At 46.5% G+C, this 13,056-nt stretch carries 12 protein-coding genes and 2 pseudogenes; 4 read left to right on the top strand and 10 right to left on the bottom strand.

Translation table 11 applies throughout. The annotated features are described in order from the left end of the window. Positions 1-250 precede the first annotated feature (250 nt). The 7 genes and pseudogenes from OGX92_RS13050 to OGX92_RS13020 form a co-directional block, all read right to left on the bottom strand. On the bottom strand, positions 251-1,111 hold the full coding sequence (locus OGX92_RS13050) for an AbaSI family restriction endonuclease (protein ID WP_353622206.1): 861 nt from the start codon (positions 1,109-1,111) through the stop codon (positions 251-253). Between the two features lie 274 nt (positions 1,112-1,385). Beyond that, positions 1,386-1,544 (bottom strand): annotated as a pseudogene (locus tag OGX92_RS13045) (integrase); the annotation flags it as partial. Between the two features lie 714 nt (positions 1,545-2,258). Continuing rightward, positions 2,259-4,592 carry a primase-helicase zinc-binding domain-containing protein gene (locus tag OGX92_RS13040; RefSeq protein ID WP_286586625.1) on the bottom strand — a complete coding sequence of 778 codons (2,334 nt, stop codon included), beginning with the start codon at positions 4,590-4,592 and terminating at the stop codon, positions 2,259-2,261. A 14-nt stretch (positions 4,593-4,606) separates the two neighbouring features. Further along, positions 4,607-4,927, bottom strand: coding sequence for a DUF5375 domain-containing protein (locus OGX92_RS13035; RefSeq protein WP_000743144.1), 321 nt, complete (start codon positions 4,925-4,927; stop codon positions 4,607-4,609). Next, a complete protein-coding gene (locus OGX92_RS13030) occupies positions 4,924-5,151 on the bottom strand; it encodes a hypothetical protein (protein ID WP_001216597.1) in 228 nt (75 codons plus the stop codon). The genes OGX92_RS13035 and OGX92_RS13030 overlap by 4 nt, the downstream gene beginning before the upstream one ends. Beyond that, positions 5,148-5,699 (bottom strand): host cell division inhibitor Icd-like protein, encoded by a 552-nt coding sequence (locus OGX92_RS13025; protein WP_286586624.1) that lies wholly within the window; start codon positions 5,697-5,699, stop codon positions 5,148-5,150. Before OGX92_RS13025 ends, OGX92_RS13030 begins: the two co-directional genes overlap by 4 nt. Continuing rightward, positions 5,696-5,962, bottom strand: a complete 267-nt coding sequence (locus tag OGX92_RS13020) for a helix-turn-helix transcriptional regulator (protein WP_000556587.1) — start codon at positions 5,960-5,962, stop codon at positions 5,696-5,698. Before OGX92_RS13020 ends, OGX92_RS13025 begins: the two co-directional genes overlap by 4 nt. A 549-nt stretch (positions 5,963-6,511) precedes the next feature. Here OGX92_RS13020 and sid point away from each other — a divergent pair. The 3 genes from sid to OGX92_RS13005 are packed head-to-tail and all read left to right on the top strand — an operon-like array spanning position 6,512 to position 8,080. Next, the gene (gene sid / locus OGX92_RS13015; RefSeq protein WP_275145999.1) at positions 6,512-7,255 is read left to right on the top strand and encodes a capsid size-determining scaffold Sid; all 744 of its coding nucleotides are present in this window, start codon (positions 6,512-6,514) and stop codon (positions 7,253-7,255) included. Between the two features lie 3 nt (positions 7,256-7,258). Then, positions 7,259-7,498: an STY4826 family bacteriophage gene regulatory protein gene (locus OGX92_RS13010; RefSeq protein ID WP_000468229.1), complete on the top strand. Its 240-nt coding sequence runs from the start codon at positions 7,259-7,261 to the stop codon at positions 7,496-7,498. Between the two features lie 15 nt (positions 7,499-7,513). After that, positions 7,514-8,080 carry a phage polarity suppression protein gene (locus tag OGX92_RS13005; protein WP_286586623.1) on the top strand — a complete coding sequence of 189 codons (567 nt, stop codon included), beginning with the start codon at positions 7,514-7,516 and terminating at the stop codon, positions 8,078-8,080. Positions 8,081-8,351: 271 nt separating this feature from the next. Here the strand turns inward: OGX92_RS13005 and OGX92_RS13000 are convergent, their stop codons facing one another. The 3 genes and pseudogenes from OGX92_RS13000 to OGX92_RS12990 form a co-directional block, all read right to left on the bottom strand. Beyond that, positions 8,352-10,496: a DEAD/DEAH box helicase gene (locus tag OGX92_RS13000; RefSeq protein WP_286586622.1), complete on the bottom strand. Its 2,145-nt coding sequence runs from the start codon at positions 10,494-10,496 to the stop codon at positions 8,352-8,354. Position 10,497: 1 nt separating this feature from the next. After that, the gene (locus OGX92_RS12995; protein ID WP_286586621.1) at positions 10,498-11,415 is read right to left on the bottom strand and encodes a HamA C-terminal domain-containing protein; all 918 of its coding nucleotides are present in this window, start codon (positions 11,413-11,415) and stop codon (positions 10,498-10,500) included. Positions 11,416-11,577: 162 nt separating this feature from the next. Further along, a pseudogene (locus tag OGX92_RS12990) lies at positions 11,578-11,901 on the bottom strand (tyrosine-type recombinase/integrase); the annotation flags it as partial. 100 nt (positions 11,902-12,001) lie between these two features. On the opposite strand from OGX92_RS12990, the gene OGX92_RS12985 reads away from it, so the two are divergent. After that, positions 12,002-13,033, top strand: a complete 1,032-nt coding sequence (locus OGX92_RS12985; protein ID WP_001395480.1) for an IS630-like element ISEc33 family transposase — start codon at positions 12,002-12,004, stop codon at positions 13,031-13,033. Positions 13,034-13,056: the final 23 nt, after the last annotated feature.

The raw sequence follows: 13,056 nt of genomic DNA, 5'->3' as shown, positions 1-13,056 counted from the left end.
ATACGTGTACCCATTTCTCAGTGTTTGACCTGTACTACGGGTAATACAGAGACCAAAAAGCCCTCAACTTGCGCTGAGGGCTTTTCTCCGGTGTTTGGTGGCTGGCGGAGTCTGAGTAAAATACACAACACTTTAAATTTTAAGGTTTTTTTTCGTATTCAACTTTCAGTCGAGTACCTAAATGTGTACCAATTTCCGCACTGTGGCTGCGTTGTATCTCGTATAAACAGGGAACTAAATATGCGGTTAATCATGGGGCAGCATCATTAGGAGGATATACATTGACCGATGTACTTACACGATGAAACTCTAGTATATTGCCAGTATGGTGACCAGGGATAGCTTCAAACACCCCAAGAAATCGGTACAGTGTCCTGTTCAACTCATCACGAGAATGTGCCATAACAATTCGTTTATCCCAACGTTCTGTGTATCCCTCATCATCTTTTATATTCCGCTCTATGATTTTGTTACCATCGTCAGTCAATTCATTTCCCCAATCTGAATTTCCATATAGTTTTGGAAACCAAACCATGCACTTTCCTGATAGACCCATTGCTTCACTTATGTGAGAAGGAATGCTCCAACCGCCAGAATGATGATGCCCTTTATTGTAACCGAAACAGTTCAAAGCATCCCGGTGGTATCTGAAGACGGCATCCGGGCCTACAGATATCCTTCCTGCCTTAAGATGAGGATGAGCTGTATATTTATTATCAAAATCCCATTCTTTGAATTTTTTATCTTTAATCATTCTATTTTTACGATTGCGTATCAATTCAATAAATTCATTGATGTAACGATCGAAAATTTCAAGGCTTATTTTGCTTGCGGGAATTCTTTTCTCTAAAAATCCTGTGGCTTCAGTAATATCCATACGACGTTTTGCATCATCTATTTGTGATTGCTCACTGTTGTGATGCCCTTCATCAATTTCTAGATAAAGTTCCAGTTGTGGGAAAAATAAATCTGCCAAATAGATTTTTCCATTTTCTTTTCTGATACATTGCTGGCAGATAAATTCAATATCGGGATCATTTAAAAGATGATAAATGCGAGTTACTGCATAATGTTCCCATCGTTTTTTTGAGGTTTTCGTAAGTGAACGCAGGATGTAATCAGTTTTATCCTTTTATATGTCTTCCTTCTTCCTTCTTCCTTCTTAGTTCTTCATATAATGTGACTTTTCTTATGAAGATAGTATTACCTATCGCCATAAGATGCGTAAATATTTTTTTAATCTAACTGTTCACCTTGTGGCAATGGTCAGAAAGGAAAAGACCGGCTGTTGCCGGTCGAGGTGCGGATTCGTTGCAATTCGGTAGCCAGTCGACGTAGCTTTCCTCTTTCAGCGGCAGATTAGTTTGTATCCCCTGCTATCGTTCTTTTTTGGCGGTCGGTCGTTGATAATGAAAGCGCCAGAGCATTTTTCCTGTCGTCTTACGATGAGGAATAAACCCTCGCTGTTATGAAGAGTAAGCTCTCTTGCCCGCTTTAGCTTGTAGAACTTCGGTGTTGGTCAGGGGGCACATTGTCCATGCCATTGTGGCCGCTGCTCCAGGAATTGGTATGCGCTTTTAGGTATACATCCTTCCGTATACCTAAAAGCGCATACCAATAATCACCGGATTTAGCCGGATATCCTGGGACAACGACAGACACAAAAAAGCCCGCAGGGCTTGCGCCGTGCGGGCTCTTAGGACTTCAACGGATGACTCTGGTAATCACCGATGGAGAATTTTGGTGGGCTGGCGGAGTCTGAATAAATTTCTCAATGTATTAAATATAAAGGATTTTTCCGTATTCAACTTTCAGTTGTGTACCTAAACGTGTACCAATTATGAAATGTCATAGTAATACGATCCCTCTTTAGAAATGTGTCACCTTTTTCATGTGGTCTTTTTTTTAAACAATAAGCACAGAAAAAAAGTTTTTTTGCATTTAACTGTTCACACTGTTCACCTCGGTTATTTATCGTTTTATATCATGTGGTTAGGTGGTGATGAGTTGGTGAAGAGTGAACAGTCGACTCTTCACCTTTGTGATTTTTGCTCGTCCTGGATGCGCCCGGTAAGGCGATGCGCGGGGTGATAAAAAGTTTTTTCAGGTTTTATTGTTCACACTGTTCACCTCTGGTTTTTTATCAATAATTTCATGGTGATACAGGGTGAATATACGGTGAAGGGTGAACAGTGGATTGTTCACCTTGTGGCAATGGCCAGAAAGGAAAAGACCGGCTGTTGCCGGTCTGAGTGAGGTTATGTTGCTGCGGGGTCGTCGCACTTCGGCAGCCAGTCGCCGTAGCTTTCCTCTTTCAGCGACAGGTTGGTTTGTATCCCCTGTTTTGTGTGTCGCTTCTCATAATTCAGGCCGTACTCTTTCAGCATCATGGGCAGCCCCAGCCCGAACATTTTCAGGCTGAGCACGTTCCTGTACCCATTAGCCTCCATATAGGCCAGATACGCGTGATAGAGATATTTACGGTAATTACGCGGGATGATGCTGGCATTCCCCATAAACATCCCACTGGTCTGTGGGAGCATTTCCAGATAGCCGCAAAAATCAAACGTCGGGTCAGCATCGCGCTTGATGCTGAGTGCCTCGTCGGAGTTCTGCTGCGACTGGAGCAGTGCACGTGCAGTCATCGGGTCGCTGAATTTCTGCATAAGCTGGCGCACAATGACGGCCAGCTCGCGGGCGATTTTATCCCTGAGCTGCGGGTCGCGTTCCTCCGGCGCAATCTGCTCCGGAAAGTGAATAATCACCCGGCGACGTGACACCCCGCCGCTGCGGTCGGTGAAGCGCATCGGGTTATTGTTCACGGCCAGAATCACCGCCGGAATATGTGTTGAATACGGGTTCTGGTATTTTGGGTCAACCGAGACCGCATCGCCGCCGGTGATGGCCTTAAGCCCTGCGCCGTCACCGCTCCATTTTTCCTGGTCTGGCAGACGGATTAGCGAGAAGCCAATCAGGGATGCACGTTTGCGCGGGTCTTCCAGTGTGTCGATATCGGCTGACGTGGCATTATCTTCCCCGGCAAGCAGGGTCGCGATTTCGGCCAGAATACTTTTGCCGCTCCCGCCGGGACCGGTGACTTCGAGAAAGAGCTGCCAGTCGTAACGGTTCGCCAGCACCATAAACAGCGCAGCCAGAATCACGTCGCGTTTTTGTGGATTTTTACCGGCCGCACGGTCGAGCCAGCGCCAGAAGTTCGGCGCGTGAGTCTCCAGCGTTTCCCCTTCCACCGGCGGGGTAAAATCCACATCACACAGCGTGCGCAGCCAGTGCGATTTATGGTGCGGGCTGAATACGCCGCTTTGGGTATCGAGTACCCCGTTGCGAAAGCCAATCAGACGACGTGCCGGTGTATCCTGCTGCGGAATAATCAGTTTCAGGGTCTCCACCACCGAGGCGATTTTCCCGGATGAGAACGGGGCGCGCAGGCGCTGGAATAAATCAGCCACATTCCGTGAAAAAGTGGCGGCAGGGATATTTTTCCAGATGCCGTTTTCATAGCGGGACAGGAGCTGGCCGTTCGCATCCACCGCCAGCGCTTCGCCGTAATGCTCATGCACCCGCAAAGCCTTGTCGCTGGCGCTCATGGCGGTAAATTCTGCCTCGCTCATGGTATCGAACGGACTTTGCGCCGGTGGCCTGATGGCGTCATAAATGGCTTTGCGCGTGGCCTCCTCGCCGTACTGTATAAACGCATCATTCCAGTCACCGAATACCGGCGGCAGGGCAACAATGCCCTCACAGGCATCTGTGGCCGCTGCGGCTTTACTCTGGCCGTCGCCGTTAAGGTCACGGTCGGCAGCGAGCACAATCTGACAGGCCGGATATTTCTGACGGGCAAGGCTCGCCAGAGAAAGGAGGTTCACGGAGGACAGCGCCACCATGACGGTTTCCCCGGTCAGGTGATGCACGGTGAGTGCGGTCGCATAACCCTCTGCAATCCACAGGCGTTTTCCGGCCTGTTTTTTCCCTTCGATGATATGACATGCCCCTTTGACCTGCCCGCCTTTCAGGGTGCGTTTGAGACCGTCAGCATTGATAAGCTGAAGGTTAACCAGTGCGCCGGTATCGTCATACAGCGGGACAGCCACATCACCGGTGCGGAACGCCACGCCGCCGGTTTTATGCATGACGGTGAGCGTCAGACATTCCAGAGCGGGGAAGCCCTTTCGGGTGAGGTAGGCGTTGCCGGTGGCTGGTCGGGTTTTCTCCATCAGTTTCGCGGCCAGCCCGGCCGCCGCTTTGCGGTCGGCATCGGTTTCAGCCTCTGCGGCCGCAATCACTTCCGGGGCAACCGGTGACAGATTGCCGGTCACGGCGTTCACCTTCCCGGCAGCTTCTGACGGGGTCACGCCAAACACTTTCTCTACCAGCTTAAGCCCGTCACCTGCGCCACACTGATTGCAGAACCACGTCCCGCGCCCCTCTTTATCGTCAAAGCGGAAACGGTCAGAGCCGCCACACACCGGACAGGCCTGATGGCGGTTTTTAATCACCTTCACACCCAGCGCAGGGAGAATGCGCGGCCAGTGGCCGCACGCCTGTTTTACCGTTTCTGTTACGTTCATTTTCATGGTTGTTTTCTCCCTCAGTGCAGTACTGGTGCGGTGATATGACGGGCGCAAAGCTCATCCATCACGGCCAGCCCGAGAAAGGACAGCGACGGGGCGGCTTTGAGTGGTCCGGCTTCCATTAAATCTTCCAGCAGAGCACAGGCAATCTGGCGGCCTTTTTCCTCGCCGTGCTGGCGCAGGTAGAAGCCCTCCAGCTCGGCGGCAATGGCGCTTTCCAGCGCGTCGAGGGTGAGGTGCGGGTAGCGGTGCTGGCGTTCGCACAGGGTCAGCCATGCACAGGCCACGGCGCGACGATACAGCGCGGCGCGTAATGCGGGCGGTAATGGCTTTTTCATACGTTACCCTCCCCGGTCAGCCACTGCTGATTGCAGCGTTCGACCACACCGTCGAGCTGGGCGGTCATGAGGTAAATTACGGAGGTGAGCTGTAAGTGCTGCGCCGGGTCACGACGAACGGTGGCGCAGTCCTGCACCTGCATCAGGTCGCCGACGAGCTGGCCGACGTTGCGCATATGCTCCAGACATTCGAGGTCACGGGCGGTAATAGTGGTGTGTCTCATGCGCGCACCTCCGCAACCGGCAGGCGGCCAGCAAACGAGAGGATGTAATCGCGAACGAGAGAAAGGCGTGCGGCGTGCTCATCACCGGCAACGGTGCGAAGCATACAAATATGGGGTTTACGGTCTGCGCGACGAACAGCGGCAAACACAAAGACAAACTGCGGGTGTGACGGGGTGAGGGTCGTAGCCATGATGGCAACCTCCTGTGAATAGCGGTTATTGCCACCACCGGAGTTCCTACGCTCATGGGTGGTGACCCGAACGGGGGTAGGAATACCGGCTTCACAGAATACCGGCCAGCCCGAAAGCTGCCCCGCCCGGACCACCATTATCTGACAGGGGCTATGGAATAAGCACCACAGCCCGAAAAATGGGTGTGCCTGAGCAACGACGTAAAAAAAGACGCATGGCGCGTCTGTTGTCGCCTGTGAATTACACGGGTTCCTACGCCCGGCTGCCGATTTTGCGGCAGCGGGAAAACTATACCTGGAAACGGCGAAAAGAAGCAAGCCAGAAAAAGGGGCTGTTTGCTGAACGGTCATCATCATGCGTCATAGCCCCGGTTACGTTCGGCAATGCGATCCGCCATCCATGCAGTGATTTCAGACTGCGCCCACGCCACATTTTTTCCACCGAGGGAGATTTGTTTCGGGAAGGCTTCCCGGCTGATGAGGTCGTAAATGGTCGAGCGGGACAGGCCGCACAGATGCATCACTTCGGGCAGACGGATAAAGCGTTCGTGAACGGTATCAGAAACCGGCATCAGCGGCGCGGCAGGGGCTGAAGACGGGGAAGAAAAAGCGGTGTGCATCGGGCTACCTCACAAAGTCCATACAGTGCCGGGCGTGTCCGTCCGGCTTCGGGTAGCTCTCTATTTTGTGAATATTTTTACGCAGGGCAACAAGTCATTTTGCAGTGAAATTTCACACAACAAACCGTTAACAAGTTAATGGCAAACAGTGGCAATCTCTGACAATCGTTGGCAATCCTTGATAATTCTTTGGCAAAGCGATGATTACTTTTATTTATATATATGTGTTTTTTAATCGCTAAAAAGTCTAAGTGACTGACTGGTTGAAAAAACAGGAGGGTGAACAGTGGTGAACAGACGGTGAACAGTCAGACCCTCAACTGTTCACCCCTTAACTTATTGTATTACTTATCTTTTTATTTAAGGTGAACAGTGGTGAATAGTAATAAGTAAAAAAACAAACGGTGAGCAAGGTTTTCCTGCGACCTTTCTCTGGCCAGCCTGATTTTAAGGTCTGTTTGTGCCAGCACTCTGACAACGGCAATGAATCGTGTTGTTGTGCAGGAGGCGTCAGAATCATTTCAGGTTGAACACACGGAGAGCCTGAACATGAAACCCGAACTCATTATCAAAGCCATGCAGACCGTTATCAGTAAACAGGATGAAGGCGCGGAACAACGTATTGCCGGTGCACTGGCCGCACTTAACGAGGCAAAAGACGCACACACGGCCAGCATGGGTAAACTCAGCGACATTGAGGCTTCCATTCAGCGTTGTGAGCAGGAACGACAGACCGCCCTCAGTGAAAGCGCACAGGCCGAACAGGACTGGCGCAGCCGCTTTCGAACGCTGCGTGGCAACCTCACTCCTGAACTGAAAGCTGAACACAGTAAACGTATCGCCAGCCGCGAACTGGCTGATGAGTTCACCGGTCTGATTACCGAGCTGGAGAAAGACAAAAGCCTCGCCATGCTTGGCGCATGCTCCTCCGGTACGGCTTATATCAGCGCCCATGAAAAAGCGTTCACTACCTACGCCAACAGCGAGTGGAAGAAGGCGCTGACCGGTATCAGCCCCGCACTGTTACGTGCCTTTCTGTTGCGTATACGGTCGCTGGAAATGAGCGGAGAAACCTCGCCGCGTGCGACCGTGACCCGCGAGCTGGGTGATGCCCTGAATCTGCAGTCAGCCCTGTATCATTTTGATATGGAGCAGGAGCCGGTTCTGTCCGTAACGGGCATGAATCGCCCGGTCATAACCGGGGTTGATATGGCGCTGTTAAGAAGCCCGGCCAGACGGATGAAGCTTGCCGCTGAACTGGCCGCAAAAGACCACGAACAGGCAGAGGGCTGAATTATGTTTCACTGTCCGTTCTGCAAAAAGACCGCGCACGTCCGTACCAGCCGTTATCTGTCGGAAAACGTCAAACAGCGTTATCACCAGTGTACCAATATCGAATGCTCGGCCACTTTCCGCACCATCGAGTCGGTTGACGGTGTGATACGTGCCGCACCGGAGAAACCCGACCCCGCGCCGGTGGCGCCACCACCGCCGCGTAAAGTACAGGGCTGCTACAGTTCGCCGTTCCGGCATTAATCAGGAGAGAGACACGTGACCACTGTGACCATACAGCAGGCCTTTGAGGCCTGTCAGACGAACAAAAATACCTGGCTGAAACGTAAAGCCGAACTGGCAGACCTTGAACGGGAATACCGTGAACAACTCCTTGCCGGTGACGAACAAATCCCGCGCAGAATGCAGGATTTGCGCGACAATATCGATGTGAAAAAATGGGAAATTAACCAGGCCGCCGGTCGCTATATCCGCTCACATGAGGAGGTGCAGCACATCAGCATCCGCAACCGGCTCCATGACTTTATGCGGCAGCACGGCGCGGAGCTGGCCGCCACGCTGGCACCTGAGCTGATGGGGTATAACGAACAGCTTCCCGCAGTAAAACAGAGCGCCATGCAGCACTCGGTTGATTATCTGCGTGAAGCCCTGTCGGTGTGGCTGGCCGCAGGTGAAAAAATTAATTATTCCGCGCAGGACAGCGATATTTTAACGGCCATCGGATTCAGGCCTGATGCGGCTTCGCGGGATGATAATCGCCAGAAATTCACCCCGGCACAGAACCTGATTTACACCCGCCGAAGTGCAGAACTGGCCGCACGGTAGCACGCAAAAAAATCCGCGAAAATTCCGCTATTTTTCCCGAAAAAAGCCATGCATCCATAAGGTGCATGGTTTTGCATGCAAATCCCCATATTTTATTTTCCCTACCACGCCAGTACCGGCGCGGCCTGAGCCGGTTCATGCACCTGCATGAAAACTGCCCTATAAAGCGGGCAGGCGTGGCGGGGAGAGCATTGCGCGCAATTGGCTATACCTTGCGCCATTGAGAATAGAATTCATATACTCTAAATACCCGCCATAGTTACCTTTGAACTTATTGACTATACGTTACACCATCAAAGAAGTTGTTCATTATATATTCTTCAATCATGCTTGCACCGATTAATCCGGATAATCCGAAAACATAGTTTAAAGTTTTTAGGTGGTCCAGAATGGTATGTAAAGTTAGTTCTTCATTGTCTAAGTCAAGATTTAAAGCATCATCAATCTTTTTTGTAATCATGCGCGGTAGCCCATATTCTTCTAATTGATAAACAATTGGAGGGAGAAATGCGTTTGAAGTTTTATAGATAAATGGAGATATGTCTGTGTTTCTATTTGGGATTAGCTCGTTAAGCAATACATTTACATCATTCAGTAATGAAGATAATTTGAATGTAAGGTTTCTTTCTAATTCAAAGAGTTCATTTATCGTAATATTGTGTTTTGAGAGTTTTCTTAATATTTCAGGGATGGTTAATTTCCAGTTATAACTTGCAATTTTAACATAAGAAACAAATTTATTATACTCTACTCCCCATCCGGCCGGTTTTAATTTAATTATTTTATATAAAAAATAATCCCAGCTTTCAGGGTTTTCAGAATTAAGGTAAGAAATGCTTAACCAATCGCTAGGATTCATTGATATATCCACAGCAATATCTCTGATTAGAAATGGATCATTAGATTTGAATGCACCTTCAGATTGTAATCTATTGAATGTTTCAAAGCCTAATAATGATTGCATTTCTTCTTTATAAGCTATGATGGCAGAAATTTGTTCTGGAGTTAGGTCGTTTTTAAACTCCGTCTCATCTATATCGCCGACAAGTGCATTGGGTATTGTAAGATCTAATTCGTTATCCTCTTCTTTTGGTGGCGGAGACAGTAAATATATTTTGCCTACGAAGTGTTTGAACATTCTTCCGCTTCTGCCAATGATATTTTTATACATAAAGTCTTTCAGATTGCGGTTTCCATTTTTTGATTGCCATATGATTACGTTTTCTGCTGCTGTATTAACTCCCTCGACAATTGAAGAAGTTGATATTAAGTTTTTTAATCCGTTATTTTCTTCAAATAGTTTTATTTGAATTTGACTGATTGAACGATGTAGTTGTCCATTATGAATGCCCGTTCCCTTTTCAATAATATCTGCAAGCATCCATTTTTGAGAATAATTCAATCTCAACCAATCAGAGAACTCTTTCAATAAAGTAACCTCGCTTTTTTTATGATTATTGAGAATTGCTGCTGATATTTTATTGATGTTAGAATAAGTTCCAGCGTAAATTAAAGATTTTCCTGCTGTGTTTTCAAGGATATCTAAAAGAAATGAGGATTTTTTTTGAGGATCCTCATTTATTTGTTTTGATAGGTCATGTTTTTCTAAAAATACTGTGCTGAAATCCAATTTCAAAAATTCCATTCCTTTTGTGAAAGGATTGCTTTTCAATGTGCTAATGTTTGGAGCTAAAAAATATCGTTGCTTTGCTATTTTTGTGAACTTCATTATTGCTTTCAATAAAGCAGGTGCTCTTTCCTTGTCATGATTCTCACTTGCTTTGTAAAATTCATCAATGATTAATAAGTCTAATTCATTAATTTTATCTAAGTAGCTAATTGCTCTTTCTTGTGGGAATATAAATATATTCTTTTGAGAAATGCTAACGTCAGCAGTTGTAATTATTTTATATTCAGCAGCATATTTTTTATGCAACCTTCTTCGGGTCTCGTCTGTAAGAGATATTGTAGGGACAATAATCAGAACATTAGTCGGTTTGTTTAATGATATAAAAGCATCAATAATAAAGCTTTTCCCAAAACTTGTTGGTGCGCTTACAGCTAAGCTTTCACCATTTAATAATCTTTTTAATATTAAGGATTGCTCTCTGTGTAAAGTGATTGGAGTGTTTAAACCAACGTCAACTTTGAATAAATCATAGATTAATCGTTCATTCCAATCTGCTGTTTCAGCATGAATGTAAGGATACAACCCTGTGCATCTGATGAGATGATTAACTAAAGGCGTATAATGGATTTTATGTTTTTTATGATAATCTAAAAGAAGGATTAAACTATTCCTGGCTTCATCCTCCTTATCTGAGTTGATAAGGTCGTTTATTTCTTTGCATTTTGAAAATACATGCGCCACATGTTCGTCATCATTGTCAGTAGCACTGGTAATCTCATTGTTCATATTACTGTTCCTTGTGAAAACGAACTGTTTCAACAAACTTATTAATTATTTGTTCTTTCTTTGGAATAGGGAAAAGGATTAGGTGAAACTTTATCTTATCATAATCATGGATGTTTTTTATTTTTATTTGGTGTTTTTTAAAAAAAGACTGAGCTCTTTCTTTATGGAGTTCTATAATTGATGACTTATATTCAGGGGAAAGAGACGAGGCGTTTTCTGTTATAGGACATTCATGCAAAATGAAAATAGGGATGTTGAGTATTGGCTTAATATTATCAATTGAGTTTTTAGATGACAAGGAATACATTATTTTAGATCTTAGCTCATCATTTTTTACCAAACTAACTAGATCTTTAGTGTTTGTTATTATACTGTTTTCTTTCTTTATTTTATCTGTTGAAATGGAATTGTTAACTGATGTGATTATTGAATCGAATCGGTCATCTTCAATACTGTTGTAAAACTTTGCTTCACCGAACCATAACGTAAAGTTGTTGTCATCTTCTATAACAATATGTACGCTGTCTGCACCCTTGGCATTATCTTGAGTGTTCTGTTTATAAAATATTTTAGGTACAACAGGTAGCGCTTTAAAGTGGTGCTTCATAATGCCATATAAAAAAATCTCAGCGAGCTCGCTTCCTTTGCTAATATCTTTTTCACTATCTGTAAGTCTAAGGTTCTGTGCTGCTTTAGCTAGAGATGTGCTAGGGCCACCTATATATGCTTCCCTTTCCTGATTCGATAGAGCGGTTTCTAATATATTATCCCATATAAATCGGTGGAATTTTTGATGGCGCCACTTGCCGTCTTCAAAATCATTTATCATAGAAATAAGTTTGTTATTTTTATTGATTGTATTAATGCTATCATTAAAGAGTGTCGATAGGCTTTGGTCTATAAGAATATCAAAATCCATTATATTCCTCATTATTCCGTTACTACTAGGCGTGGACTTATGAGCAACCCCTCATCCTAGCGACTTATTCGATATGTAAGCAAAGATAGTATTTCTTTATGATAAAAAAAACTGTAAATAAAAACATGTGTATTTATACATGTTTTTCTGGAGGCTTAAATTTTATCGTTGAACTAGTTCTCCCCACCAATTCATTAAAGCAATACGTTTTTCTAGATAGGTAGAGCGGTTATAAGCCCTCCTAACTTCATTTTTATCGCAATGCGCTAATGCTGACTCAATTACATCAGCATTAAATCCATGCTCATTGAGTGCTGTACTGGCAATTGAGCGTAAACCATGAGCCACCAACTTTCCACCATATCCAATTCTCTTAAGTGCTGCATTGGCAGTTTGGCTATTCATTGGACGCTTAGGATCGTTGCGACTTGGAAAAACGTATTCGCGATGCTCACTTATAGGTTTCATGATCTCTAAGATTCCTAAATAGCTGCGCGGAATAGTAGATCACTGAAAGGGAACTCAGCCCGGATTGTGCGATCTGATCAATCGCCAAACCAACCAAAATCACCAACCGGACTGAGCGATGCCGATCATAGTACCAATACCCCGTGGCGAACGACGCCTGATGCAGAAAGCTATTCATAAAACGCGTGATAAAAATCATGCCCGCAGACTCACGGCCATGCTGATGCTTCATCGGGGTGAACGGGTCAGCGATGTTGCCAGAACTCTCTGTTGTGCCCGTTCATCCGTTGGTCGCTGGATTAACTGGTTTACGCACTCAGGTATTGAAGGCCTGAAATCCTTACCCGCAGGGCGCTCCCGACGCTGGCCTTTTGAACATATCTGCACCCTGTTACGTGAGCTGATAAAGCATTCTCCCGGCGATTTTGGTTATCAACGTTCACGCTGGAGCACCGAATTACTGGCAATAAAAATCAATGAGATAACCGGTTGCCAGTTACATGCAGGAACCGTTCGCCGCTGGTTGCCATCTGCGGGGCTTGTATGGCGCAGGGCCGCGCCAACTCTGCGTATCCGTGACCCACATAAAGATGAAAAGATGGCGGTAATCCACAAAGCGCTGGATGAATGCAGCGCAGAGCATCCGGTATTTTATGAAGATGAAGTGGATATCCACCTTAATCCTAAAATCGGTGCGGACTGGCAGTTGCGCGGACAGCAGAAACGGGTAGTGACGCCGGGGCAGAACGAAAAATACTATTTGGCCGGCGCACTGCACAGTGGCACGGGTAAAGTCAGCTACGTGGGCGGCAACAGCAAAAGTTCAGCGCTGTTTATCGCTCTGCTGAAGCACCTGAAAGCCACTTACCGGCGGGCGAAAACAATCACGCTGATCGTTGATAACTACATTATCCATAAAAGCCGCGAAACACAGCGCTGGTTGAAAGCAAATCCCAAGTTCAGGGTAATTTACCAGCCGGTTTACTCGCCGTGGGTGAATCATGTGGAACGGCTATGGCAGGCACTTCATGACACGATAACCCGTAATCATCAGTGCCGCTCAATGTGGCAGTTACTGAAAAAGGTCCGCCATTTTATGGAAACCGCCAGCCCATTCCCCGGAGGAAAACATGGTCAGGCAAAAGTGTAGCGGTATTAGGCGCAGCTATTTAG

Source organism: Citrobacter sp. Cpo089 (assembly GCF_030332695.1).
Classification (GTDB): domain Bacteria; phylum Pseudomonadota; class Gammaproteobacteria; order Enterobacterales; family Enterobacteriaceae; genus Citrobacter; species Citrobacter portucalensis.
This window is presented reverse-complemented; position numbering and strand designations above follow the sequence as displayed.